This window comes from Klebsiella michiganensis (assembly GCF_015139575.1).
Taxonomy (GTDB): Bacteria; Pseudomonadota; Gammaproteobacteria; order Enterobacterales; family Enterobacteriaceae; genus Klebsiella; species Klebsiella michiganensis.
In genome coordinates, this window is sequence record NZ_AP022547.1 from 1,194,439 (window position 1) to 1,220,262 (window position 25,824).

23 protein-coding genes are annotated in these 25,824 nt (G+C 59.7%); 6 read left to right on the top strand and 17 right to left on the bottom strand.

What is annotated here, in order from left to right; all coding sequences use genetic code 11:
- Positions 1-52: 52 nt before the first annotated feature.
- Positions 53-2,422, bottom strand: coding sequence for a TonB-dependent receptor domain-containing protein (locus tag JLG71_RS05760; RefSeq protein ID WP_154935878.1), 2,370 nt, complete (start codon positions 2,420-2,422; stop codon positions 53-55).
- A 215-nt stretch (positions 2,423-2,637) separates the two neighbouring features.
- On the opposite strand from JLG71_RS05760, the gene JLG71_RS05765 reads away from it, so the two are divergent.
- A complete protein-coding gene (locus JLG71_RS05765; RefSeq protein ID WP_004853555.1) occupies positions 2,638-2,922 on the top strand; it encodes a SelT/SelW/SelH family protein in 285 nt (94 codons plus the stop codon).
- 76 nt (positions 2,923-2,998) lie between these two features.
- Positions 2,999-3,349, top strand: a complete 351-nt coding sequence (locus JLG71_RS05770; RefSeq protein WP_014226548.1) for a nitrous oxide-stimulated promoter family protein — start codon at positions 2,999-3,001, stop codon at positions 3,347-3,349.
- Positions 3,350-4,224: 875 nt separating this feature from the next.
- Here JLG71_RS05770 and sitD read toward each other — a convergent pair.
- The 9 genes from sitD to JLG71_RS05815 all read right to left on the bottom strand — a co-directional run bounded on the left by sitD (position 4,225) and on the right by JLG71_RS05815 (position 11,938).
- On the bottom strand, positions 4,225-5,079 hold the full coding sequence (gene sitD, locus JLG71_RS05775) for an iron/manganese ABC transporter permease subunit SitD (protein WP_101827125.1): 855 nt from the start codon (positions 5,077-5,079) through the stop codon (positions 4,225-4,227).
- Entirely contained in the window at positions 5,073-5,921 is an 849-nt protein-coding gene (gene sitC, locus JLG71_RS05780) for an iron/manganese ABC transporter permease subunit SitC (protein WP_014226546.1), read from the bottom strand. Before sitC ends, sitD begins: the two co-directional genes overlap by 7 nt.
- Positions 5,918-6,739, bottom strand: coding sequence for a manganese/iron ABC transporter ATP-binding protein (locus tag JLG71_RS05785; protein ID WP_014226545.1), 822 nt, complete (start codon positions 6,737-6,739; stop codon positions 5,918-5,920). Before JLG71_RS05785 ends, sitC begins: the two co-directional genes overlap by 4 nt.
- The gene (locus JLG71_RS05790) at positions 6,736-7,653 is read right to left on the bottom strand and encodes a metal ABC transporter substrate-binding protein (RefSeq protein WP_014226544.1); all 918 of its coding nucleotides are present in this window, start codon (positions 7,651-7,653) and stop codon (positions 6,736-6,738) included. The genes JLG71_RS05785 and JLG71_RS05790 overlap by 4 nt, the downstream gene beginning before the upstream one ends.
- 178 nt (positions 7,654-7,831) lie before the next feature.
- The gene (locus JLG71_RS05795; protein WP_025106458.1) at positions 7,832-8,794 is read right to left on the bottom strand and encodes a LacI family DNA-binding transcriptional regulator; all 963 of its coding nucleotides are present in this window, start codon (positions 8,792-8,794) and stop codon (positions 7,832-7,834) included.
- A 56-nt stretch (positions 8,795-8,850) separates the two neighbouring features.
- Positions 8,851-9,765 carry an ROK family protein gene (locus JLG71_RS05800; protein ID WP_200914015.1) on the bottom strand — a complete coding sequence of 305 codons (915 nt, stop codon included), beginning with the start codon at positions 9,763-9,765 and terminating at the stop codon, positions 8,851-8,853.
- 188 nt (positions 9,766-9,953) lie between these two features.
- Positions 9,954-10,268: a PTS lactose/cellobiose transporter subunit IIA gene (locus JLG71_RS05805; protein WP_032720421.1), complete on the bottom strand. Its 315-nt coding sequence runs from the start codon at positions 10,266-10,268 to the stop codon at positions 9,954-9,956.
- 23 nt (positions 10,269-10,291) lie between these two features.
- The gene (locus JLG71_RS05810; protein WP_004134311.1) at positions 10,292-11,614 is read right to left on the bottom strand and encodes a PTS cellobiose transporter subunit IIC; all 1,323 of its coding nucleotides are present in this window, start codon (positions 11,612-11,614) and stop codon (positions 10,292-10,294) included.
- Between the two features lie 9 nt (positions 11,615-11,623).
- The gene (locus JLG71_RS05815; RefSeq protein ID WP_004104871.1) at positions 11,624-11,938 is read right to left on the bottom strand and encodes a PTS sugar transporter subunit IIB; all 315 of its coding nucleotides are present in this window, start codon (positions 11,936-11,938) and stop codon (positions 11,624-11,626) included.
- 174 nt (positions 11,939-12,112) lie between these two features.
- Here JLG71_RS05815 and JLG71_RS05820 point away from each other — a divergent pair, with 174 nt between their 5' ends.
- From JLG71_RS05820 to JLG71_RS05835, 4 genes are all read left to right on the top strand, one after another.
- The gene (locus JLG71_RS05820; RefSeq protein WP_064375650.1) at positions 12,113-13,384 is read left to right on the top strand and encodes a PTS sugar transporter subunit IIC; all 1,272 of its coding nucleotides are present in this window, start codon (positions 12,113-12,115) and stop codon (positions 13,382-13,384) included.
- 223 nt (positions 13,385-13,607) lie between these two features.
- Positions 13,608-14,945, top strand: a complete 1,338-nt coding sequence (locus JLG71_RS05825) for a maltoporin (RefSeq protein WP_004853540.1) — start codon at positions 13,608-13,610, stop codon at positions 14,943-14,945.
- A gap of 15 nt (positions 14,946-14,960) precedes the next feature.
- The gene (locus tag JLG71_RS05830) at positions 14,961-17,153 is read left to right on the top strand and encodes a CBM35 domain-containing protein (protein WP_200914304.1); all 2,193 of its coding nucleotides are present in this window, start codon (positions 14,961-14,963) and stop codon (positions 17,151-17,153) included.
- 54 nt (positions 17,154-17,207) lie between these two features.
- A complete protein-coding gene (locus JLG71_RS05835; RefSeq protein WP_064375646.1) occupies positions 17,208-18,608 on the top strand; it encodes a glycoside hydrolase family 1 protein in 1,401 nt (466 codons plus the stop codon).
- A 188-nt stretch (positions 18,609-18,796) separates the two neighbouring features.
- Here JLG71_RS05835 and JLG71_RS05840 read toward each other — a convergent pair whose 3' ends face one another.
- The 7 genes from JLG71_RS05840 to hypA form a co-directional block, all read right to left on the bottom strand.
- On the bottom strand, positions 18,797-19,744 hold the full coding sequence (locus JLG71_RS05840; protein ID WP_200914016.1) for an alpha/beta hydrolase: 948 nt from the start codon (positions 19,742-19,744) through the stop codon (positions 18,797-18,799).
- Between the two features lie 117 nt (positions 19,745-19,861).
- The gene (gene flhA / locus JLG71_RS05845) at positions 19,862-21,934 is read right to left on the bottom strand and encodes a formate hydrogenlyase transcriptional activator FlhA (protein WP_064358914.1); all 2,073 of its coding nucleotides are present in this window, start codon (positions 21,932-21,934) and stop codon (positions 19,862-19,864) included.
- 231 nt (positions 21,935-22,165) lie between these two features.
- Complete coding sequence (hypE, locus tag JLG71_RS05850; protein ID WP_014839322.1) at positions 22,166-23,176, bottom strand: hydrogenase expression/formation protein HypE; 1,011 nt, start codon at positions 23,174-23,176, stop codon at positions 22,166-22,168.
- Positions 23,173-24,294 (bottom strand): hydrogenase formation protein HypD, encoded by a 1,122-nt coding sequence (gene hypD / locus JLG71_RS05855; RefSeq protein WP_014226535.1) that lies wholly within the window; start codon positions 24,292-24,294, stop codon positions 23,173-23,175. Before hypD ends, hypE begins: the two co-directional genes overlap by 4 nt.
- Positions 24,295-24,567 carry a HypC/HybG/HupF family hydrogenase formation chaperone gene (locus JLG71_RS05860; RefSeq protein WP_004104861.1) on the bottom strand — a complete coding sequence of 91 codons (273 nt, stop codon included), beginning with the start codon at positions 24,565-24,567 and terminating at the stop codon, positions 24,295-24,297. It lies immediately after the preceding gene.
- Entirely contained in the window at positions 24,558-25,430 is an 873-nt protein-coding gene (gene hypB / locus JLG71_RS05865) for a hydrogenase nickel incorporation protein HypB (RefSeq protein ID WP_014226534.1), read from the bottom strand. The genes JLG71_RS05860 and hypB overlap by 10 nt, the downstream gene beginning before the upstream one ends.
- A 7-nt stretch (positions 25,431-25,437) precedes the next feature.
- On the bottom strand, positions 25,438-25,782 hold the full coding sequence (gene hypA, locus JLG71_RS05870; protein ID WP_004114752.1) for a hydrogenase maturation nickel metallochaperone HypA: 345 nt from the start codon (positions 25,780-25,782) through the stop codon (positions 25,438-25,440).
- Positions 25,783-25,824 lie beyond the last annotated feature (42 nt).

Consider the following 25,824-nt stretch of genomic DNA (forward strand, 5'->3'; position numbering starts at 1 on the left):
GATGAGTTTCCCCGGCGCGCGGCCGGGGAGCAGGTTTCTTATTATTGGCCGGTCAGAAATCGACGTTCACGCCCAGCTGCCAGGTGCGGCCAGGCATCACCGCCAGCGCTCTGTCGTTGGCGTCCTGGTTCGTCGCCGTTTCGATATTGCGGCTGCTCAGATAATCCCAGTATTTACGATCGGTAATGTTGTACACGCCGCCGTTGACGCGCACGTTCTTCGCGACCTGCCAGTACGCGGTCCAGTCCAGCATGCCGTAGCCCGGAACGCGCATGTATTCGCTGGTCGAATCGGTAATGGCGGAACCGGTGTTGGTATAGCTTTCACGGTTGGTGGCGGTGGCGCGCTTGCCCTTAACAAAGGTGGCGGTCAGCGCGGTGCCGTACACTTTTGCCGGATCGTCCCACGCCACGCCGACGATGGCCTTCATTGGCGCGACGCTATCGAGGTCGACGTACTTATCGCCGCTGTAGCTGGATTTCGATTGCCCTTCACTATAGCCGTAAGCGAGGGTGGCACTCAGGCCGTTAACCTCTTCAAACCAGGTGCCAAAGTTGAATTTAGCGCTGATTTCGCCGCCGTAGATGTACGCTTTATCGCGGTTTTCCGCCTGGTAAATGGTGTAGATGTTCGACGGTACGTTAGTGAACTGCGTCGGATTATTGGCGCGGGTGTAGCGGGTATAGGCGATAAAGTTCTTATAGGTGTTGTAGAACAGCGCGGTACGCATGGTGATGCCTTCCGCCACTTCGCCCTTCATCCCCCACTCAACGTTATCGCTGGTTTCGGTTTTCAGATCGGTGTTGCCGATCAGCGCATACTGGGCGCGTCCGGCGTAGCTGGAGCCGAGGTTCCACGAACCGTATAGCTGGCTGGCGTTCGGGAACTGCGCGCCGCGCTGATACTGCAGATAAGTCATCAGTCGCGGGGTGATATCGTACTGCAACACCAGCGACGGCAGCGCCTGGGTATCAGCGTTCTTACCGTACAGATTTGACACGTCGGAACCGGTCAGCACGCTGCTGTTGTTGGCCAGATCGGAGACGTTTTCCGGTTTGGTCGACTGATGCATCACGCGAATGCCCGGGATAACCGCAAAGTTATGGCCGTCGAGGTCGAAGTTAATTTTGTCCTGCAGGAAGCCGGCGACGATATAGCCGCGGCTGTCGGCGTCCGGCTGCATAATCTGGCTATAGGCGCTCGGGGTTGGCGACTGGGTTAACGGCCGCTGGGTTTTCGTCGTGCTGGCGTTAAAACCGGCGCTCAGATCGTGACGGCCTATCGATTTCGCCAGCGCGCTCTGAATCCCCCAGGTGTCGGTATCGTAGTCGGAGCTCACCGTTTGCATCGCGCGGGTGACGCTGTCCGGCATATATGTCCAGTCATGGGCCTCGGTATGCTGGTAGTAGACTTTGGTCGATACGCTGTCGATATAGTCGTTCATCGGCGTCCAGTCGTCTTTCAGGCTCAGGCCCCAGCGGCGGGTCTGGCTGGTCTGCTTTGACGTACCGATAACGCTGTTGCCGCTGGAGTCCCAGGCGTCGTAATGCGTGTGGTTCGTTTTATGGTAATAATCGAAGGTGCTGGTGAACTTATGTTCGTCATTCGGCTGCCAGATCCCGGAGGCCATAAAGGCGTCCGAGTGCCAGTTTGCCGGATAGGAATCAACGGTCCCGCTGTTATTTTCCGTCTCCTGACCGTCGCGACGGCTGTAGACGAAGATCCCGCGCAGGGTCTCGTCGCCGCCGGCGACCGTGACGCCGTTGTGCCAGCTGCGATCGGACGAGTCGTAGCCGCTGCGGTAGCCGAAGGCGCTGGTTTTGCCCGGATGCAGATAGTCATCCGCGGATTTCGGGCGGAAAGAGACGTTGCCGCCGATGGCGCTGTTGGCGGTTTCCGTTGATGTCGCCCCGGACTGAATATCGATGCTGCCGTACATATAGGGGTCAATATAGTCGCGGCCCATACCGAAGGTATTGAGGCCCGCGCGGCTGGCGTAGCTGCGTCCGGTGGCGTTCGGCTGGGCGATGCCGTCGACGTCGATCCCGACGCGGTTGCTCTCCATGCCGCGGATATTGTAGCCGGTATAGCCGCCGCGGTCGAAGCCGCTTTTGCCGTTGCCGGAACCGCCGCTGGCGCCGGTGGCGCTAATGAGCGGCTCGTAGCGCATGATCGAGCCAAAGTCGTTGGCCCCTTTATCCTGCAGCTCCTGAGCGCCGATCGAATGTTCGCTGCCCGCTTTCAGCAACGGCGCCGGCGCGGTAACGGTCATCCGTTCCGAGCTGTCATCAGTCGATGCGCTGCTGGTGGTTTTCGCGGTGGTATCAGCCGCCCCGGCGGAAGTCTGATAAATTGCTGTAAGCAAAGAAGTCACCAGCAGGCTTTTCTTGAACCATGCTGTTGATTGAGTGGAGTTATACATAGTAGCCACGCCTTAATCATTATTAGTATTGGCTCACGCGTTACTTCCAGAGTGCAGGTGTGTCCGGTTATTCCGTTACTGGACGTTTTTTCTCCATGCTTATTGATTGCGAATGGTAATGATAGGTATTATCGTTTGCAACAAAATAATCATGTTATCTTCAATTAATCTGCAAGTTGTTTACAATTTGCCCTTTTACCGACAGCGAGAAGCCGATGAGCCATAAAGCCGCGATTACCATCACCTACTGTTCGCAGTGCAACTGGATGCTGCGCGCCAGCTGGATGGCACAGGAACTGCTGCACAGCTTTAGCACCGATATCGCTTCGGTCACGCTGGTTCCGGGAACCGGCGGGATCTTCGTGGTGGCCGTTGATGATGTGCAAATCTGGGAGCGCAAGCAGGATGGCGGTTTCCCCGACGCGGCGGAGCTCAAGCGCCGGGTGCGCGATGTGTGCTTCCCGGAAAAACCACTGGGGCACGTGGATAAACCGGCATAATCCTCAGGGAGTATGGGGCTGCATCGTCCTCTCTGAATGTGTATTATGAATGCATCTTTATCGGGGGGAACAGGCGATGGCGGGCAAACGTATTGCGCGGGAAAAAAAGACCATTAGCAGCATGATTGCGCTCTACCAGCGCCGCTGCCCGGATGCTCGCGACGACGCCGAACACTATCAGGCGCTCAACGGCTATGCCGACAAGCGGCTGGATAAGTGCGTATTTGGCGAAGAAAAGCCCGCCTGCAAGCAGTGCCCGGTGCACTGCTATCAGCCCGCGAAACGCGAAGAGATGAAGCAGATTATGCGCTGGGCGGGGCCGCGGATGCTCTGGCGGCACCCGATCCTGACGATTCGCCACCTGATCGATGACAAACGCCCGGTGCCGGAGTTACCGGAAAAGTATCGGCCCAAAAAGCCGCAATAAACTCCCCGGCTCGCGCTGCGCTTAGCCGGGCTACAATTCGTGCGGTCTGTAGCCCGGGTAAGGCGTCAGCCGCGACCCGGGGCCTCGCCGGAACGAGCCGTGGTCTGACTATCGCGAACCGACGTCCAGCAATAAACTCCCCGGCTCGCGCTGCGCTTAGCCGGGCTACAATTCGTGCGGTCTGTAGCCCGGGTAAGGCGTCAGCCGCGACCCGGGGTTTCGCCGGAACGAGCCGTGGTTTGACTATCGCGAACCGACGTCCAGCAATAAACTCCCCGGCTCGCGCTGCGCTTAGCCGGGCTACAATTCGTGCGGTCTGTAGCCCGGGTAAGGCCTCAGCCGCGACCCGGGGCTTCGCCGGAACGGGCTGTGGTTTGACTATCGCGAACCGACGTCCAGCAATAAACTCCCCGGCTCGCGCTGCGCTTAGCCGGGCTACAATTCGTGCGGTCTGTAGCCCGGGTAAGGCGTCAGCCGCGACCCGGGGCCTCGCCGGAACGAGCTGTGGTCTGACTATCGCGAACCGACGTCCAGCAATAAACTCCCCGGCTCGCGCTGCGCTTAGCCGGGCTACAATTCGTGCGGTCTGTAGCCCGGGTAAGGCGTCAGCCGCGACCCAGGGCCTCGCCGGAACGGGCCGTGGTTTGACTATCGCGAACCGACGTCCAGCAATAAACTCCCCGGCTCGCGCTGCGCTTAGCCGGGCTACAATTCGTGCGGTCTGTAGCCCGGGTAAGGCGTCAGCCGCGACCCGGGGCCTCGCCGGAACGAGCCGTGGTCTGACTATCGCGAACCGACGTCCAGCAATAAACTCCCCGGCTCGCGCTGCGCTTAGCCGGGCTACAATTCGTGCGGTCTGTAGCCCGGGTAAGGCGTCAGCCGCGACCCGGGGTTTCGCCGGAACGGGCCGTGGTTTGACTATCGCGAACCGACGTCCAGACAAACGCGATAACGAACAGGACGGTAAACAGCACCACAATGGTCGGCGCCGGGGCGCTGTCGAGATAAAACGACAGCCACACGCCGCCCAGCGAACAGCTTAACGCTATCGCCACCGCCAGCAGCAGGGCGCTGACAAAACGCCGCGTCAGCAGCAGAGCGATCGCCCCCGGCGCTATCAGCAGCGAAATCGACAAAATGATCCCCACCGCTTTCAGCGTCGCCACGATGGTCAGCGCAATCATGCATAGCAGCCCATAATGCAGCAGCCCGCAGCGCAATCCGCTGGCCTTCGCCTGCTGCGGATCAAAGGCGTGCAGCAGAAAATCACGCCACTTAAGCCCGATTATCAGCGCAATCGCCAGCGCGATCAGCGACGTTTGCGCAATATCGCTGGCGGAAATACCCAGCATGTCGCCAAACAGAATATGATCGAGATGGACCTCCGACTGAATCGACACGTACAGCACCAGGCCCGCGCCAAACATCCCGGAAAATACGATGCCCATGATCGTATCGCGCTTAATGCGGCTGTTATCATCGAGATAACCGGTGGCGATGGCGCAGAACAACCCGGCGATAAACGCGCCGATGGCGAAGGGGATACCGAGGATATACGCCACCACCACGCCCGGAAAAACTGCGTGGCTCATGGCATCGCCCATCAGCGCCCAGCCCTTGAGCACCAAAAACACCGACAGCAGCGCGCAGGGGACGGCAACGATCGCCGCCACCAGCATGGCGTTGACCATAAAGGAGAACTGGAAAGGTTCAATCAGCGCGCTCAGCATGAGGCCTCCCTGGCGCGGCGACGGCTGGCGAGCAGGCCGTGCTTCGGCGCGAAAACAAAAGCGGCTAAAAACAGCAGCGTCTGGGCGACGACGATAATCCCCCCGGTCGCCCCGTCCAGATAGTAGCTCAGCCACGCGCCGAAAAAGCTGGTCAGGCTGCCAATCGCGACGGCAATCGCCAGCAGGCGCGGGAAGCGGTCGGTCAACAGCCAGGCGGTGGCCCCGGGCGTCACCACCAGGCAAATCACCAGAAACGCGCCGACGGTCTGCAGCGCCGCCACGGTACAGGCCGCCAGCAGAGTAAAGAACAGCAGCTTCAGCGCGGTGGTATTCAGGCCAATGGAACGAGCGTGGTTCTCATCGAAAAAGGTCACCATCAGGTCTTTCCACTTCAGCAGCAGAATCGCCATCGAAATAGAGCCAATCGCCGCCAGCTGGATAATATCCTCCGGGGCGATGGCCAGAATATTGCCGAGAATAATGGTCTGGATATTCACCGAAGTGGGGTTCAGCGACACCATAAACAGGCCAATACCGAAAAAAGAGGAGAAGATCAGGCCGATAATCGCGTCTTCCTTCAGCTTCGAACGCTGGTTAAGAAACAGCATGCTGCCCGCCGCCAGGCCGCCGGAAAGAAACGCCCCCAGCGCGAAGGGCAGACCGAGCATATAAGCGCCCGCCACGCCGGGCACGATGGAGTGGGAGAGGGCGTCGCCAATCAGCGACCAGCCTTTAAGCATCAGGTAGCAGGAGAGAAACGCGCACACCCCGCCCACCAGCGCCGAGACCCACATCGCGTTCAGCATATAGTGATAACCAAACGGCTCCAGTAGCCAGCTCATCTTTCGCCTCCCGCCGCCCGACGGCTGATAAACGGCCGCTCATCGTCGGTGATAATCCGCTCTTCCGCGCCGCTCAGCACCACGTGGCGCAGCACGCCGCTAAACGCCAGTTCGAGGTTTTCGGCGGTAAAGGTGCTTTCCGTCGGGCCGCTGGCCAGCACGGTGCCTTTGACCATCACCGTGTAGTCGCAGAACTCGCTTACCGAGCCGAGGTTATGGGTGGAAACCAGCATGGTGCAGCCTTCGTCGCGCAGTTCCCGCAGCAGCTCGATGATGCGCGCTTCGGTCTGCACGTCGACGCCGGTAAAGGGTTCATCCAGCAGAATGACTTTTCCCTGCTGAGCGATAGCGCGGGCCAGAAACACGCGCTTTTTCTGCCCGCCGGAGAGTTCGCCGATCTGGCGGTGGCGGTACTCGCTCATGCCGACCCGCGCCAGGGCGGCGTCGACAATCTCATGGTCGCGCGGTTTGGCCCGCCGTAGCCAGCCCATATGGCCATAGCGCCCCATCATCACCACATCTTCCACCAGCACCGGGAAGGACCAGTCCACCTCTTCCGCCTGCGGAACGTAGGCGACGAGGTTCTGCCGCAGGGCGCGATTAACCGGCTGACCGAGAATCGCAATATCGCCTTTTCCGACGCGCACAAAGCCCATCAGCGCTTTAAACAGCGTCGATTTTCCCGAGCCGTTCACCCCGACCAGCGCCGCGATGGCGCTGCGCGGGACGCTAAACGAAGCATCGCGCAGCGCGGTATGACCGTTGCGGTAGGTGACGCTGACATTGTTGACCGCGAGGCCCGGCAGCTCGTGACTCATGCCTGTTTCCTTAGTCCGTCGTTGATGCCCTGGACGATGGTTTGGGTGGTGACGCGCAGCAGGTCGAGATAGGTCGGCACCGGGCCATCGGCGGCGCTCAGAGAGTCGACGTACAGGACGCCGCCGTAGTGGGCGCCGGCTTCCCGGGCCACCTGACGCGCCGGTTTATCAGAGATGGTGCTTTCGCTAAAGATAGTCGGGATCCGCTCTTTCTTCATGGTGTCGATGGTTTTGCGCACCTGCTGCGGGGTGCCCTGCTGGTCGGCGTTTATCGGCCACAGATAGCGCTCCTGGAGGCCGTTATCGCGGGCCAGATAGGAGAACGCGCCCTCGCTGGTCACCAGCCAGCGCTTATCCTGCGGCAGCTTCGCCAGTTCCGCCTTCAGCGGCGCCATGGTCTGGCGGATCTTCTCTTTGTAGGCTTCGGCGTTGTGGCGATAGGCGTCGGCGTTCGCAGGATCGTATTTCACCAGCGCGTCGCGAATATTATCGACGTAGATCAGCGCATTGTCCGCCGACATCCACGCGTGCGGGTTGGGTTTGCCGTTATACGGCCCTTCGCTGATGCCCATCGGCTGAATACCGTTGCTGACCACCACTTCCGGTACGCCGTTTAAGTGCTGATAAAAGCGGGCGAACCACAGTTCAAGGTTCAGGCCGTTGGCGAGGATCAGCTGCGCGCCCTGCGCGCGTTTGATATCCCCGGGGGTCGGCTGATATTCATGGATCTCGGCCCCCGGTTTGGTGATGGAGCTGACGTCGGCGGCGTCGCCCGCGACGTTTTGCGCCATATCGGCGATCACCGTGAAGGTGGTAATCACTTTAAATTTCTCTTTTGCCTGGACGGGGGCGACGGCCAGCAGCGCCAGCGTGGCGGCAAACATCAGATGCTTCAGGGGTGGCAGGTGCAGCATAAGGTCCCTCACAACGTTGCGGTTAATTAATCATCATTTATAGCCATTGCTATGTTATATAGCACAAGCTATTTATAAATGAAAATAATTCTTATTTAGATGTGAGGCGAATGATTAGCGTGCGAACCCGCGGCGGGAGAGGAAAAGGCCCGGCCACGCGGAAGGCCGGACGCTGAAGTCAGGAGAGATCGGCCACCGACTGGCGGGGGATCAGGCGGCCCGCCAGCGTGCGCCCTTCGGGAGAGAAGGTGGGGCGCTCGTCAATCAGGTTGCGGATACGCTGCAGGCAGTTCTCCATCAGCTGCTCCAGCGGCCAGGAGATACAGGTCAGCGGCGGATTGAGCAGCGAGGCGAGGGGAGAATCTTCCAGGCTCAGCAGCGAGACCTCCTGCGGTACGGCAACGTTGAACTCGCGCAGCAGGCGCATCGCTTCGGCGGCGTAGCGGTCCCGTTTCACGATAATCACCGAGTATTTGCTGAAGCTGTTAATCAGCGTCAGCAGCGCCTGTTCAACGTTATCGTTGGCCGCCAGCATCAGCTGCCGGTTAAAAGGGATGGAGTAGTTTTGCAGGACGTTGCGATAGCCTTCGAGCATCTGGCGGCTGGCGTCATCGCTGTCGTTATCAACGATCAGCGCGATATTGCGATGGCCCTTGCCGATCACGTAGCGGCAGGCGCTTTCGGTGGCAAAAGCGTAGTCGTAGCCCTGATTATTGACCCCGGCAATGCTGAAGCGGTCAAAGGAGATCACGTTGCGCGGCGCATCCGCCGGCACGGCGCCGAGCACCACCACCGCCACGCACTGGCGCTGTAAATCGTCGACGACCGCCGCCTGTTCCGCCGCATCCGTGACGTACTGAACAATCAGGTTTTTATTCAGCCCCTTCAGCGCTAGCGAGAGCATCGGCAGCAGGCGCGCGCCGCTGCTGTCATCGTTCGCCGGGATCACCAGCCCCACGTGATTAGATGTCTGACTGGCGAGGTTTTGCGCGGCAAAGCTCGGGCGGTAGTTAAGTTCCTCTACCGCGCGCAGCACCGCTTCCCGGCTCTCTTCGCGCACGCCCCGCGTGCCGGTCAGCACGCGGGATACCGTCGCTCGGGAGACATTCGCTAATCTTGAAACATCATCAATGGTTGGCATGGCATTTTCTGTCTGAATATTTTCGCCTAGCTTAGCATACCTGCTGAAAAAAGTGTCTACCGCCGACCGGCTTCAGCGTTGGCCAGAACCGGCAGCCAGGCCGCGCCGCGCACGCCGCTGGCGTCGCCGAAGCGGGCCTGTTTGATCTGCGTTCGGCAACTGTCGGAAAAGAGATACGGGACAATCGCCGACGGCAGCTGCTCATAGATTTGCCCGACGTTGGAGAGCCCGCCGCCCAGTACAATCACCTGCGGATCGAGGATATTGATTACCGACGCCAGGCTACGGCCGAAAGCGTCAATAAAATGCCGCCAGTGGGCCAGCGCCTGCGGTTCGCCGTTTTGCGCGGCGGCGATAATCGCTTCCGCAGGCGCCTGCTCGCCGTAGCGGCAGGCAAAGCCGGTACCGGAGATAAAGCTTTCGATGCAATTTTCTTTGCCGCAGTAGCAGGGCTGCGCCGGGCCGTCGCGCTCGGGGCAATAGCCCGGCAGAGGATTGTGTCCCCATTCGCCAGCGATGGCGTTAGGCCCGCTGAGCAGCCGTTGGTTCACCGCAACGCCGCCGCCGCAGCCGGTACCGATGATAACGCCGAATACGGTCGTTGCCCCCGCGCCCGCGCCGTCTACCGCCTCAGAGAGGGTGAAGCAGTCGGCATCGTTCGCCATCCATACCGGTTGACCGAGCTCCCGCATCAGGTCATGACGCAGGTCGTGGCCGTTGAGCACCAGACAGTTACAGTTTTTAATCAGGCCGCTTTGCGGGTCGATAGCCCCCGGCAGGCCGATGCCCAGAGTAAACGGCCGTTCGCTCCAGTCGCGGACGGTCGCAATCAGTCCGAGCAGCTGCTGCATAAACGCCTGATAGCTCTCTTTATGCGTCGGACGGCGCTGGCGATAGACGCATTCGCCCGCCGCGTTGAGCAGGACGGCTTCCATTTTGGTGCCGCCAATGTCTAAACCCAGATGTAGCATGGTTGTCCTTAATTGTGGTCGACGGTTTCCGGGGCCGCTACGCGTGCAGTCCAGGTAGCCCGGCTAAGCGCAGCGCGAGCCGGGAAGTCAGTCAGCCAGGTGACATGAGAATCTACCGTTTTCCCGGGTTGCGGCGTAAACGCCTTACCCGGGCTACGTCATCTCCTCTCCCCCGGAGAGGGGGAACACTACGCGTGCAGCGGTTGCGAGCGGTAAATGGCGATCAGTTCGCCGATCAGCTCTTTCGCCAGAATCGAGGTCATCAGATGATCCTGAGCGTGAACCATCACCAGGGTCATTTTGGTTTTACCCTCGCCTTCGTCGGCCTCAATCAGCTGGGTCTGTACCAAATGCGCCTCGCGGGCAAAATGCGCCGCTTCTTTCATTTTTTCGTCGGCGGCGGCGAAATCACCCGCTTTAGCGCAGCTCAGCGCTTCGTAACAGAGACTACGCGACTGCCCGGCGTTGATGATGATACCCATTACCTGTTCTTCTAATTCCATGACAAACCTCTGAATAGTATGAATTATGCGGACTGCGGCGCGCTTTCGGCCTGGGCCGCCGCGTTAGCGTGCTCCTGCTCCAGCAGCTGTTTTTCGTAGGCTTTGAGGAACGGCAGATACATCACCATCGCCGTCGCCATGCAAATCAGGCACATGATCACCGGGCTAAAGCTCCAGTTCGCCGCCCACGAGGCGCCGATAGGGGCCGGCGTCGTCCACGGCGTCATCGACACCACGCGGCTCACCAGGTCCAGCTTCAGCGCAAAGTAGGCCAGGGTTGCGTTGATCATCGGCACCAGCACGAACGGCAGGAAGAACAGCGGATTCATAATGATCGGCGCGCCGAACAGAATCGGTTCGTTGATGTTAAATACGCCCGGCACTACGCCCATCCGGCCAATCGTCCGCAGATGCACCGCCTTACTGCGCAGCAGCATCAAAGCCAGCGGCAGGGTGGAGCCGACGCCGCCGATCAGCAGATAGTGATCCCAGAAGCCCTGGACATAGATATGCGGGATCGCGGTGCCTGCGGCCATCGCCGCCTGGTTGATCGACAGGTTCGCCATCCAGAACGGATTCATAATCCCGGTGACGATCAGCGCCCCGTGAATGCCGGCAAACCACAGCACCTGGCACACCAGCACCGACAGCAGAATCGCCGGTAGGGTATCGGACGCCGCCACCAGCGGTTTCACCAGCGACATGATCGCTTCCGGGATGATCATGCCCAGCTGCGCTTCGATAAACAGATTCAGCGGATGCAGCGTCAGCACGATCGCCAGCACCGGGATCAGGATCTCAAACGAGCGCGCCACGCCCGCCGGCACTTCAGGCGGCAGACGGATCGTAATATTGTGGCGCTTGAGGAAGGCGTACAGCTCGGTAGAGTAAATCGCCACCAGAATTGCGGTGAAGATCCCCTGGCCGGAGAAGTAGGCGGTGGAGATCTGGCCATCTTTCAGCGGCGCGGCCACCAGCAGGAACGACATCAGGGACAGCATCCCGGCGGTCAGCGAGTCCAGATTGTGGTGTTTTGCCAGGCTGGCGGCGATCCCGACGGCGATAAACAGCGTCATCACCCCCATGCTGAAGTTAAACGGCAGCATCAGCGCATCGCGATGATCGAGAGAAAATTGCAGCCAGGCGCGGGCAAAGCCCCACGTCGTATCCGGGGAAAACGGCGGGAAGATAAAGACCAGCAAAAACGAGCCGACGATCATAAAGGGCAGGGCGGTAATAAAACCGTCGCGGATGGAGGTGACGTATTTTTGTTGGCCGATCGCCCCCGCCATAGGCGTGATCTTCTGTTCAATCACGGCGATCAGCTTCGCGTACAGAGAGCTCATGATCTTTCCTTAGTTTTTGTTATCGATAAGGGAAAGCGCGAAATCCAGTACGGCGCCGCCTTTCTGCATGCCGTAATCCATCATGTTGATGGGTTCCACGCGGATACCGTATTTATCAGCCTGCTTTTGCAGATCTTTCTGCATGTATTTCACCTGCGGCCCCAGCAGGACCACCTGGTAATGGCCGACCTGTTGATCGAATTCCGCGACGCCAAAGGCGTTGATCTCCACCGGCAGACCGCGCTGCTCGGCTTCGGCGATCATTTTTTTCACCAGCAGGCTGGTGGACATGCCCGCGGAACAGCACAACATTATCTTTTTCATATATCGCTCCTGATGAGATGGATGCGCCGACTATAGTCATAACGGATATAAAACGGAAAGCGCTTTCCGTTTGTGGATTTATTTATTGTGACCACGATCACCTATGGCGGGCTTTTACTTTACCCGGGAGTGCGCGATCATCCTGGCGACACCTCTATTCTTAAAGGCAGGATTATGAACATTCAGTTGATGAATGTTGCCGTCGATATCATCGAACAGCGGCTGGCGCCGCTGGCCAACGTTCTGACGCGCAATAACCACATTACGGCGATGCGCGACAGCTTTGCGCTGGCGATGCCGTTTGTGATTGTGGGAAGTTTGCTGGTGCCGATTTTGTTTCCGCCCGTTTCCATCAACGGCGCATCGGCTTTCGGCCAGTTCTATTTCCAGCTGCGGCCCATTCTGCTGCCAACCTTTGAATTGACTATCGGGCTGGTGGCGCTGATTGTGGCCTTCGGCGCCAGCGCCAGCCTTGCCAAGCAGTACCGACTGCCGGAGCGGCTCTGCGGGCTGACCGGCTGCCTGGCGTTTTTGCTGTTTATCGGCTTTCGCGACAACGGCGCGACCAATATTTTCCTCGGCGGAATGGGGATTTTTACCGCGCTGATTTCAAGCACTTACTCTATTGAAATCGTGCGCTTTTTCTATAAGAAAGGCTGGTGCATCCGCCTACCGGAAGAGGTGCCGGTGATGACCCGCAACGGCTTTCAGCTGCTGATCCCGCTGCTGGTGGTGATGCTCTCTATTAGCGTCATCAACGCGCTGCTGCTGCAGAGCACCGGGCGCATTTTACCGGAGCTGATTAGCGAAACGGTGCGGCCGCTGGTGGTGGCGTCCGATACCCTAACTGCGGTATTAATTTCTTTATTTATCTGCAACCTGCTTTGGTTTGTCGGCATTCACGGCGCGCTGATTATCACCGGGATTATGAACCCGTTCTGGATGACCTATCTGTTTGAAAACCAGCAGGCGCTTGCCGCCGGTTCCGCTACGCTGCCGCATATCTACCTGCAGGGATTCTGGGATTTCTACCTGCTGATCGGCGGCATCGGCTCGACGCTGCCGCTGGTTTTTATGGCGATGCGCAGCCGTTCGCGGCAGCTGAAAAGCGTGGGGAAAATTGGCCTCCTGCCCTCGCTGTTTAACATCAATGAGCCGATATTGTTCGGCTTTCCGATTATCATGAACCCGGTTTTCCTGCTGCCGTTTCTTTTTGTACCGTTGATAAACGCCTGTATCGCCTGGTATTTAACCCATCTTGGGGTTCTCGATCGGGCGGTGGCGATGCTGCCGTGGTCGATGCCGGCGCCGCTTGGCGCGGCGTGGTCAGCCAACGGCAGCTGGAAAAACCTCTGCATGTGCCTGTTCGCCATTTTTAATGCCTGGATGCTCTATCGTCCGTTCTTCAAGGTCTATGAACGGCAGCTCGCCGACGCCGAACGCTAAGCTTTTCGCCTGCCTGCCACAGCCCGCCGCGCGCGGGCTTTTTTATTTCCGCTCAAAGATGTGATCTAAATCACGAATATTTGCCCGCTATCGTTAAATTTGTGAACTCATCCGGCAATTACGGAAAGCGCTTTCCATTAACGGATGTACATTTCCAATTTTGATCCGTAAATTTCCTCCCGTTCTCAGGCAGTGTTAATAAAAAAATAACCAAGGATAAAAAATGATCAGGCTAAATCATTCAATACCTCTGTCTTTACTCGCCCTCGCGGTGATGAGCGACTGCGCCATCGCCGATCCGAAGTACGATTTTATGCTCCACGGCTATATCCGTTCGGGGATCCTCGCCAACGCCGACGGTAACCGCGCCGACTCCGTTGGCCTGATGCCGGACGGCAAGTGGCGTCTGGGCAACGAAGAGGACACCAAGATCGAACTGATCCCGACGGTGACGTTAACCTCGGACAGCGGCGTGGTGGCTAAAGTCCAGGCCAACATTACCCATCAGTCGAAATGCACCTCAGACTGGAACTGTCAGGATGACGACGGGCATGATGTGCAGTTCCGTGAAGGTTTTGCCGAACTGTCAAATCTCGACTTCGCCCCGGAAATGACCTTCTGGGCCGGTAAGCGCTACAGCAGCTCCAACACCTCCAGCCACCAGTTCGACTGGGAGTACATTCAGTACAACGGTACCGGCGGCGGCTTCGACAACATGGATCTCGGCTTCGCGCGCTTCGATGCCGGGGTTTACGCCTTCTCGCCGACGGATGAAACCAAAGCCTACCCGGTCGACAAAGGCGATCAGGGCTATCCGGATGACTACTCGCTCAACCTGTGGCTGAAAAAGATCGGCGGCACCGGCTTCGATCTTGAGCTAATTGGCCACCACATGAACCGCAACGAGAAGCACCCGACCTCGGCGGAGAAGGGCTACGGCGTGACCGGCGTTTACAACTTTGACGGCTTTTACGGCCTGACCGGCGGCTACTCTCGCGTGGTCTTCCAGTACGGGCGTGGCCTGGCGGCGGGAGACTCGCTGGGTAAAAACGGCTGGGGCTGGGCAAACCTCGACGATACCCAGTCCTGGCGCGTGGTGCTGGATAACATGGCCTCGCTCGGCGACTGGGAAATCTCCACGTTCGCCTACTATCAGAAAGACAAAAACTACCGCTGGTGGACGGAAGACGCCGAAGGCTGGGGGCGCACCAGCTGGGTGGCGGGGATTCGCCCGTACCAGCAGATCACCAAAAACTTCGCCATGCAGTACGAGCTGGGCTACGAATATCTCGACGATAAAAACTACAAAGGCGTGGACGGCAAAGGCAAAGGCGGCCTGACCAAAGTGACCATCGCGCCGACCCTGACCTTTGATTCCGGCTTCTGGACTCGCCCGCAGCTGCGCTTCTTCGTGACTTACGCGAAGTGGGATAAAGGGGTGTCCGACGCGCTGGACGGCAACTACGACTGGAGCACCAATACCCTTTCCGCCGGTAGCTACTCGCGCAGCGGCGACACCGATACGCTGAACTTCGGCGTGCAGGCCGAAGTCTGGTTCTAAGGAGAGATAACGATGATTAAGCCGGTGAAAAAACTGATGCTCGTCGCGCTGCTTTCGGCGCTGGGAAGCGCAGGCGCGATGGCCGCGGAGCAGTCGCACTTTGAACACTTTATTACCCGCGACGGCGCAACGTTAAAAGATGGCGACAAGGTGTTCCGCTTTGCGGGCATTCATGCGCCGGAACTGCACCGTATCGAGGACGATGCGCGCGGTACCTGCAAGGCCGACTCGCGCGGCTGGGGGCAATACTTCCGCTGGCCGACGGCGGAGGAACAGGAAAACTGGATTAAAGCGCTCGTGCAAACCGGCGCCAGGGCGCAGCGGGTATACGTGCTCTCGGTGCAGCAGACGTTTGACGAGGCCTGCGGTCGCGAAACCCATATTCTGGCCCCGGAAACCGCCGACGGCATGCCGCGCCTGAACGAAAAGGCGATGCGGGTGTACGACAACATGATCGCCGAGGCGGACAAACAGGGGCTGCGCCTGATTCTGCCGTTTATCGATCACTGGTGGTGGTGGGGCGGTCGCGAGCAGCTGGCGGCGTTCTACCACGAAAAGCCGGAGGATTTTTACCGTACCGACAGTAAAACCTTCAAGGCCTATCTGGACGTGATTCGTCAGGTTATCACCCGTACCAACAGCGTGACCGGGCGCCCTTACTATGACGAAAAAGCGATTATGGCCTGGGAGACCGGCAACGAGCTGGAAGACACCAACGCGGCGTTCCTTCAGCAGACCGCCGCATGGATCAAAAAGTGGGCGCCGCACCAGCTGGTGGTGGATGGCACCTATAAGAAAATTAATGCGTTTGCGCTTAACGATCCCCATGTCGATATCGTCAGCAACCATTACTACACCAATGCCGATAACAACCATCCCGAACAGGTGAAAAAAGACCTGACGGCGGCAGCGGGTAAGAAAGTCTACATGGTGGGCGAATTTGGCCTGCTGGACGCGCAGCAGCTTAACGCCATTATGCAGTCGATCGTCCATAGCGAAGTCAACGGCGCGCAGGCGGCGGGCGGTTTAATCTGGGGCTTCCGCGGTCATCGTCACGACGGCGGCTTCTACTGGCACAAAGAGTCCACCGGCCACTACAGCTACCATCTGCCGGGCTTCCCGGTCGAAGGTAAGGCCAACCAGGAGATGGAGGTGGTCGACCTGGTGCGCACCGCCGCCGCGCAGATGAACGGGCAGGAGAAAGCGCCGCCGCTGCCGAAACCTGACGCGCCGACGCTGCGGCCGACGGATTCACCGTTTGCGATCAACTGGCTGGGGGCGGCGGTCGGGCGCGCCTATGATGTTGAGCGCGCTGATTCGCCATCCGGGCCGTGGAATGTCGTGGGGCGCGACATTTCCGACGGCGTTAACGAGTGGAACCCGCAGACGATGGATCTGTTCCGCGATGACTATCGCAGTCTGCGGCTGGGGAATACGTACTATTACCGCGTCATCGCTAAAAACGAGAGCGGCAGTTCATCGCCTTCGAACGTGATTAGCGTGAAGCATACTCAGGCGAATCAGGCACCGGTAGTGGCGCTGGCGGAGACGCTCACCACCAGCCAGGACCAGGGCGTGCAGCTCAGCGCGAGCTGGCGCGATGACGCCCTCCCGGACCGAAACGTGACGGTGAACTGGAGCAACGGCGGCAGCGCGCAGGCCCACTTCTGCGCGACGGATAAAGCCGAAACCCGCGCCTGGTTCAGCGCCCCCGGTGAATACGCGCTGACTTTTAGCGCCGATGACGGCCTGCTCAAAAGCAGCAAAACCGTTAATGTCACGGTGACGGAAGCCGTCGGTAAAGTCCCCGCCGACTACTGCCGTTTTGGCGGCGGGGTATTGAACGTGACCGATGGCAAGATTGCGGCGGCGAAAAGCGAAAAAGACGCGCTGGCGATTGGCGACGACGGCTTCCTCGGGCCGTTCGCCAACGACGGGGATAAGGTCAGCTGGCAGGTTTCCGCGCCGTGGGCCGGCAAGTATCAGCTGCGGGTGACGTTCAGCGGCAAATGGGGCGGCAAGAAAAACTCGTTTATCGTCAACGACGGCGCGCCAATCGCGGTTGAATTCCCGCAGACCGATGAGCAGGGCCAGCAGCTGCTGGTGCCGGTTGAGCTGAAGGCCGGCGATAACCGCATCGACTTCGGTAAATTCGCCGGCGACTGGGGCTACATGTTTATCAAATCGATTGAAGTGGTTGCAGAGTAGTGCTTATTGGCTGCGCCCGTTGGGTGCGGCCTTTTTTAACTTACAGGAGGCGTTATGACCCGGTATCAGTTTCCGGAAGGCTTTTTATGGGGCGCGGCGGCATCCGGTCCGCAAACGGAAGGGATAAGCAACAAGCCGCACCGTTCTATTTGGGATAGCTGGTTTGCCGAACAGCCGGAACGTTTTTATCAGCAGATTGGGCCGCAAACCGTTTGCGACACCTATCATCAGTATCCCCAGGACGTGGCGTTGATGAAGCGGACCGGGTTCAACTCCTTCCGCACGTCGATTCAGTGGTCGCGGCTGATTGACGACTTCGAAACCGGCGCGCCCAATGCGGACGCGGTGCGTTTCTATCATGCCTACCTTGATGAGATGATTGAAAACGGCATCGAGCCGATGATCAACCTCTATCATTTTGACATGCCGGAAGCGCTGCAAAAGCAGTACGGCGGCTTTGAGTCGGCGCACGTGACCGATCTCTTCGCGCGTTTTGCCCGTACCGCTTTTGAGCTATTCGGTCACAAGGTGAAATACTGGATTACCTTCAACGAGCCGATTGTGCCGGTTGAGGGCGGCTACCTGTACGACTTCCACTATCCCTGCAAGAAAGACGGCAGGCTGGCGGCGCAGGTGGCGTTTAACATTATGCTGGCCCACGCCAAAGCGGTGCGCGAGTTTCGCGCGCTGGCGCTGGAAAGCGAGATTGGCGTGGTGCTGAATCTGACGCCGTCCTATACCCGCAACGACAGCGCGGAAGACCAAAAAGCGGCGTGGTATGCGGATCTGTTCTTCAACCGCAGCTTCCTCGATCCGCTGGTGAAGCATCAGTTCCCGAAAGCGCTGTGCGAAATTCTGGCCGCGCACCACTGCCTGCCGGAGGTGACAAAAGCCGACGTGGAGCTGATTACCGGATCGCGCGTCGATTTTCTCGGCGTTAACTATTACGTTCCGCGGCGGGTGAAGGCGCGCGAAAGCGACTATACGCTGGACTATTTCACCCCGGAGGTCTATTTCGAAAACTACGTGAATCCGCAAGGGCGCTTTAATCCTTATCGCGATAATAATGAGATTCTGCCGCAGGCGATTTATGACATTGCCGCCAATATTCGCGATAACTACGGCAATATAAAGTGGTTCCTCGCGGAAATCGGTATTGCGATGGATATTGAGTCGGAAGGCGAACCGGGCGAAGACGGGGTGATTGACGATTCGTTCCGCATCGGCCTGATGGAAGAGCATCTGGTGCAGCTGCACCGCGCGATAGCCGACGGCGCGAACTGCTTTGGCGTGCATCAGTGGACCTTTATCGATAACTGGTCGTGGATTAACTCGTTCAAGCGCCGCTACGGTTTCTGGCGGCTCGACCTGCAAACCGGAGAGCGGCAGATAAAGCGCAACGCGCTGTGGTTTGCCGAACTGGCGACCAGCAACGGCTTCAGTTCTGATAAATAGCTCGGCAAAATCCCCCGGAGGCGGCGCTTGACGCGCCTGTCCGGGCTACCAAACCGCACGAACTTGTAGCCGGCCAGATGCGCAGCATCGCCTCCGGGAAACCGTACCTACCGGGGCTTCGAGGTCCCCGCCGTCTGCGGACAGGTAGCCCGGCTAAGGCGTCAGCCGCGAGCCGGGGATTACCGGCGCTATTTTTTCATTTCCGCCAGCGAGGCTATCCAGTTCATCGCCAGCTGCGGCCACTCGGCGGCGGGCAGGCCCCGGGTCCCGCGAATGCCAAATCCGTGTTTCCCCTCGGCGAACAGATGCAGCTCGGTCGGCACCTGCTGCGCGCGCAGGGCGTTAAACATCACCAGCGCGTTATCCACCGGCACGGAAGGATCGTCCACCGCGTGGAAAATAAAGGTCGGCGGCGTTTGCGGCGTGACGTTCTGCTCCGGTGAATAGCGGTGCTGCCGCTCTGCCGTCGGCGTTTCGCCAATCAATGCCTTGCGCGATCCGGGATGGGCAATCGCCGGATCCATGGAAATAACCGGATAGCCGAGCACCGCGAAGTCCGGCCGCGCGCTCTGCTGGTCAACCGCGTCCACGGCGGCGTAAGCCGGTTCGCTATAGCGTGTCTCCAGGCTTGCCGCCACGTGTCCCCCGGCGGAAAAGCCCATAATGCCGATTTTTTGCGGGTCGATATGCCAATCGGCGGCCCGCGCCCGCAGGGTACGCAGCGCGCGCTGCGCATCGGCCAACGGCGCCTCGCTGCCTTCCGCGTGACCGTCCGCCGGCATCCGATAGGTCATCACAAACAGGGTATAGCCCCGGGCGTTAAATACCAGGGCGAGATCGCTGCCCTCTTTATCCAATACCACTCGCTGGTAAGAGCCGCCCGGCGTCACCAGCAGCGCGATACCGTTGGGCTTCTCTGGCGCGTAAACGGTAATTGTCGGAGCGCGAACGCCGGTGACCGCGCGATCGGGCAGCGAGGGGTCTTTGCTGCGCTCCACCAGCGATTCGCTCGCCGGGCTGTTTTTGGCGCCGGGCGCTTCACCGCCGGGCCAGACGGAAAAGGTGGGAAGAGAGGAAAATGCAGCCTGAGAAGCCAAAAGCAAAGCGATGGCGGCGGCCAGAGGTAAACGCGTCATAAGCATCTCCATTAAGGAAAAGGCTTATTTATCATTCATCAGGAACGGGTAAAGCGAGTTGTCTCACAGAACGCTGTTTCATTAAAATCAAAATGAAACAGCGTTCTGAAGATGTGCCTACTGCAGCTGGTCTTTATTAATACCCAACCGTTTCATGCGCGAAAGCAGCGTCGTGCGCTTTAATCCCAGACGCTGGGCCGCGCCCTTCGGTCCGGCGACCACGCCGTTGCTCTCTTTCAGCACCCGGACAATCAGCTGGTATTCGTCTTCCCCTTCCTCCGGCAGCACTTCCGCCGCCAGCGGCTCCGTCTCGATACTCATTTCCGGTAAGGAGAGCTGCAGCACGCTGCCGCGGGTCAGCAGCACCGCGCGCTCAATGACGTTCTCCAGTTCGCGCACGTTACCCGGCCACTCCATGCGGCTGAGCAGGCGCAGCGTTTCCGCCGGAATGCTGTCAATGTTGCGCCCGAGACGGCGGGCAATTTTAAAGGTGAAGGCCTTCACCAGCAGGGGAATATCCTCCGGCCGCTCGCGCAGGGGAGGCAGGTGGATCGGGAAGACGTTCAGCCGATAGTAGAGATCGCTGCGAAACTCGCGATCGGCGACCATCTGCTTAAGATCGCGGTTGGTGGCGGCGATCAGGCGCACGTCGGTGTGAATCAGCTTATTGCTGCCGAGACGCTCGAACTCCTGCTCCTGCAACACGCGCAGCAGTTTCGGCTGTAGTTCAATCGGCATGTCGCCCACTTCATCGAGAAACAGCGAGCTTTTGTCCGCCAGTTCGAAACGGCCGATACGCTGGGCGCTGGCGCCGGTGAAGGCGCCGCGCTCGTGGCCAAACAGGTCGCTTTCCAGCAGCCCGGCGGGCATCGCCGCGCAGTTCATTTTGACCATCCGGCGGCTATTGCGGCCGCTCAGATTATGAATAGCGCGGGCAATCAGCTCCTTACCGGTGCCGGTTTCGCCGAGGATCAGCACCGTGCTGTCGCTCTGCGCCACCATCTCCACCTGCTTGAGCACGTTGTTCATGGCCTCGCTGCGGCCGATGATTTCGCCAAACTCGCTCTCGACGTTGTTAAGCTGTTCGGTCAGGGCGAGGTTCTCATCGACCAGCCGCTCTTTCAGCCGCTGAATCTCGCGGTAGGCGAGGGCGTTGTCGATGGCGATCGAGACGCGCTCGGCGATTTGCCGCAGCAGCTTGAGGTTGGTGGTGGTGAAGACTTTCTCATCGCACTGCGCCAGCTTCAGCACCCCAAGCAGGGTATTGCCGGACATCAACGGCAGCAGGCACAGGGTCTGAATTTTGTTATCCCACATCTCGAAAAGCATTTTTTCGTACGGCGCCAGCGGGTCGTGCTGATGCAGGTTGAGCAGCAGCATCTCTTTGCTTTTGAATACCCGTTCGGTCAGGGTACCGGCTTCGTCCACTTCGCTCTGGTCGTGCACCGGGTGGCTGGCGTCGAGGTAGTGGGTGGAGTAGATATTGAGCTTGCCTTTGCGGTTGCTGCGCAGTACCACGCTGATGGCGTCGATGCGGAAGTAGCGGTGGATCTCTTTGGCCACTTCGCTGACCAGTTCGTCGATATCCAGCCGCGAGAGTACCGCGTTGGTGATCGCCACCAGGATGCGGAAGTTGTCGCGTTCCCGGCACAGCAGGTCGTAATCAACGTTGTTGCTGACCCGGCTTTGGATCTGTTCGGTCACCACGGCAACGATTTGCGTAAAGGTGTGCAGCCGCTGGTACTCTTTTTCGGTCCACGGTCGGTTGTCGTCGCGAATAAATTCGCAGCCGCCGAAAATACGCCCTTCCGCCGCCAGCGGCAGCAGGCAGTAATAGCCAAAGCTGGGGTAGAGTCCGCTTACGGCGAGCTGCGGCCAGGTTTCGGCAAAGGTGGCGCTATCGCAATGCAGCGCATCCGGGCGCGAGAGCAGGCGTCGAACCGGGCCGTTGGCGAGGACGGTTTCATCCTCGTAGCTCACCGGCTGTCCCGCGTCGTCGCAGGCGTGCCGGACCGCGCGATGGTTGCCGGAATGCCACAGAATAATCGCCGCCCGGTCGGCGAGCGCGGACTGCTGCACCAGGCCGGTCAGCGTCTCGCTCAGCGCGGCCAGATCCGGCTGCTGTAATAAAATGCGGGTGATATCAAACAGACCCTGCTGCCCAAGATCGCCCATCGGTGTATACGACATTGCTTAAGTCCAAAAGCGCCGCAAAGCGGCGCAGAAGAAAGTGATGACACAAATAATAGTCTGTTAATAAAGCGGTTGTGACCGCCATTAACCCATCCGTGGGTGCCCGCTGGTTTGGGCTGGATAATCATGCTGGCTTTTCCCGGCTCGCGCTGCGCTTAGCCGGGCTACAGGTGCGCGCAGTGTTGTAGCCCGGATAAGGCGTTAGCCGCAATCCGGGGGCCCGCACCGTTAACAAATTCTCGGCAGCGGCTCGGCGTGAGGAAGATCCAGCGTGCGCTTCACGCCGTACAGACCAACAGAGCGCACGCCCGCGCGCGGCACAACCTCGCCGATTATCGCCGCATCGCGGCCTAATGGATGAGACCGTAAATGCGCAAGTACGCTTTCCGCCGCCTCGCGGGCAACGGCGATCAGCAGCTTGCCCTCGTTGGCGAAATTAAGCGCGTCCAGCCCCAGCAGCTCGCACACGCCGCGCACGGTATCGTTCACCGGCAGCTTATTCTCGTGCAGTTCAATCCCGCAGCCGCTGGCGGCGGCGAATTCATGGGCTACCGCGTTAACGCCGCCGCGGGTGGCATCGCGCAGGGCTTTCACGCCAGCAACGTCGCGCAGCGTCTGAATCAAGGGCGTCAGCACCGCGCAGTCGCTGGACAGCGCGCCGTCAAGCCCCATCTGTTCGCGCAGGTTGAGGATCGTTGCCCCGTGATCGCCAAGCGTACCGCTGACCAGCAGCACGTCTCCCGCGCTAATCTGCTGCGCCCCCCAGCGAATACCGGTAGGGATAACGCCGATCCCGGCGGTATTGATAAACAGCTTATCCGCCGCCCCGCGCGGCACCACTTTGGTATCGCCGGTGACAATGGCGATGCCGGCCTCCCGCGCGGTCTGCGCCATGCTGTTCACCACCGCTTCGAGGGTGGCCATCTCCAGCCCCTCTTCGAGAATAAACCCGCAGGAGAGATAGCGCGGCAGCGCGCCGCTCACCGCCACATCGTTGGCGGTGCCGCAGACCGCCAGCTTGCCGATATTGCCGCCTGGGAAAAACAGCGGATCGATGACGTAGCTGTCGGTGGAGAAGGCGAGCCTGTCGCCCTGCGCGCTAAGCTGGGCGAGATCGAGACGCGCCTGATCTTCCTGCTCCGCCAGCCAGGGGTTGGCGAAAGCCTGCATAAACAGGTCGCCGATCAGCTGCTGCATCGCCTGACCGCCGCTACCGTGGGCTAACTGAACGCTTTTCATGCTTCGATTTCCTGACTGCGATATTGATACCAGGCGGCGCAGGCGCCCTCCGATGAGACCATCAGCGCGCCGAACGCGCTCTGCGGGTTGCAGGTATTGCCGAATAGCGGGCACTGGTGCGGTTTGCAGCGGCCGGTCAGCACCTCGCCGCAGCGGGCGCGCGGGTCGTCGCTGACCCGCTGCGGCGCCGGGCGGAAATGCGCTTCGGCGTCGAAACGCTGATACGCGGCCGTCAGATGCACGCCGGAGTCGTTAATCACCCCCAGACCGCGCCACTCGCTATCGCCGCTAAGGCAAAACACCTCGGCGATGGCCGACTGCGCCAGCGGGTTGCCCGCATCGGGCACCACCCGGCGATACTGGTTCTCCACGTCGCTGTGCCGCGCTATTGTCTGCTCAACCAGCATCACCGCGCCTTGCAGTAGATCAAGCGGTTCGAATCCTGCCACCACTAAAGGACGATGATAGTCGCTGGCGATAAATCCGTAGGCGTCGGTGCCAATCACCATGCTGACGTGACCGGGGGCGAGAAACGCGTCGATACCGTTATCCGGCTGGTCGAGCAGGCTGCGCAGGGTCGGCAGCAGGGTGATGTGCTGGCAGAAAAAATAGAAGTTGGCGACGCCGCGCTCGCGGGCCTGGCGCAGGGTCAGGGCGGTGGCGGGCATCGTCGTTTCAAAACCAAGGCCGAAGAACACCACTTCACGCTCGGGGTGCTGCTGCGCCAGCTTCAGGGCGTCCATCGGCGAATAGACGATGCGGACGTCGGCGCCGCGCGATTTAGCCTGCAGCAGCGAGCCGTTTTTTCCCGGCACGCGCATGGCGTCGCCAAAGGTGCAGAAAATCACCCCCGGACGGCTGGCGATATCGATACAGGCGTCGATGCGCCCCATCGGCAGCACGCACACCGGGCAGCCGGGGCCGTGAATAAACTCGATATTTTCCGGCAGCAGCTGATCGAGACCAAATTTAAAAATGGCGTGGGTATGACCGCCGCACACTTCCATAATGCGCAGCGGACGTTCGGCGGTATGCGGCAGCAGGCGCGCGCGCTGCCGGAGGTGTTCCACCAGCTGCATCACCTGTTCCGGAGCGCGGTATTCATCGACATAGCGCATTTACCGCTCCTCGCCGTACAGCAGCGCGCCGACGTCCGGCTCGACTTCAAACATATTTTGCAGCGCCTCGAGGGTGTCGCGGGCTTCGGCTTCGTTAATCACGCTCATGGCGAAACCCACGTGGACCAGCACCCACTGGCCGAGACGCGGCTGGCCGCGATCGTCAACCGCGCCCACCAGGGTCAGGTCGACTTCGCGCTGAATGCCGCACACTTCGACCTTCGCCAGATTGCCGTCAATGGCGCAGATTTGTCCGGGAATGCCTATGCACATTGTTGCGTCTCCAGCCAGCTAAGCCACTGGTCCATGCCTTCGCCGCTGGTGGCGGAAAGCAGAATGATGTCAATATCCGGGTTCACCTCGCGGGCGCAGGCCAGACACTTTTCTACGTCAAAGTTGAGATACGGCAGCAGGTCGACCTTGTTAAGCAGCATCAGGCTGGCGGCGGCGAACATATGCGGATACTTCAGCGGCTTGTCTTCGCCTTCGGTTACCGACAGCACCGCCACTTTATGACGTTCGCCGAGGTCAAAGCTCGCCGGACACACCAGGTTACCGACGTTTTCGATAAACAGGATCCCGTGGTCATCCAGCGGCAGGCGCGGCGCGGCGTCGGCGATCATCTGCGCGTCGAGATGGCAGCCTTTGCCGGTGTTGACCTGAATCGCCGGGGTGCCGGTGGCGCGGATGCGCGCGGCGTCGTTCACCGTTTGCTGATCGCCTTCAATCACCGCGCAGGCGGTTTTCTCTTTCAGTCGCAGCAGGGTTTCCGTCAGCAGGGTGGTTTTGCCGGAGCCGGGGCTGGAGACCAGATTCAGCACCAGCTGGTTTTTAGCGGCGAAGCGCGCGCGGTTGCGGGCGGCCAGACGGTTGTTTTTATCCAGCACGTCGATTTCCACTTCCAGCATCCGCCGCTGGCTCTGGCCCGGCGCATGGGTACCCGCCTCGCCGTGACCGTAGTGCAGGTCGCCAGCCTCCGAGCGGGTGGGGGAAAAGTTATCGGTTTTCACGCCGGTAATGTTCATCATCTGGCGCGGGGCGGGCGCGAAGGGGGCGCTGCGAAACGCCGAATGCGGGTTATGCTCGTCGCCTTCTATATAAAGGTTGCCTTCACCGCAGCCGCAGGTTGTACACATAATCTTATTACTCCACTTCTAGTCGCTGAATCTGTAAGCCGTCATCTGCCACGATTTGCAGCCGGTCGCTCTGACACTGCGGGCAGCGGCGCACGTGCTGTGAGATGAGATGCACGTACTGCTGGCAGGATTCACACCAGCATTCAGCCTGTTGTTCGGCGATATGCAGCTCGCAGCCCTCCGCCAGCGTGCCGCGGCACACCAGCTCAAAGCAGAAGGTCAGCGCGCTGGCCTCCACGCAGGAAAACGCCCCGACCTTCAGCCACACGCCGGTCACCCGACGCGCGCCGGCCTGCAGCGCCTGCTGTTCGATAATTTCCAGCGCCCGCTGGCTAAGAGTGATTTCGTGCATGGTGCCTCCGTATCGCGATGGCCCTTTAATGCAATAACGATG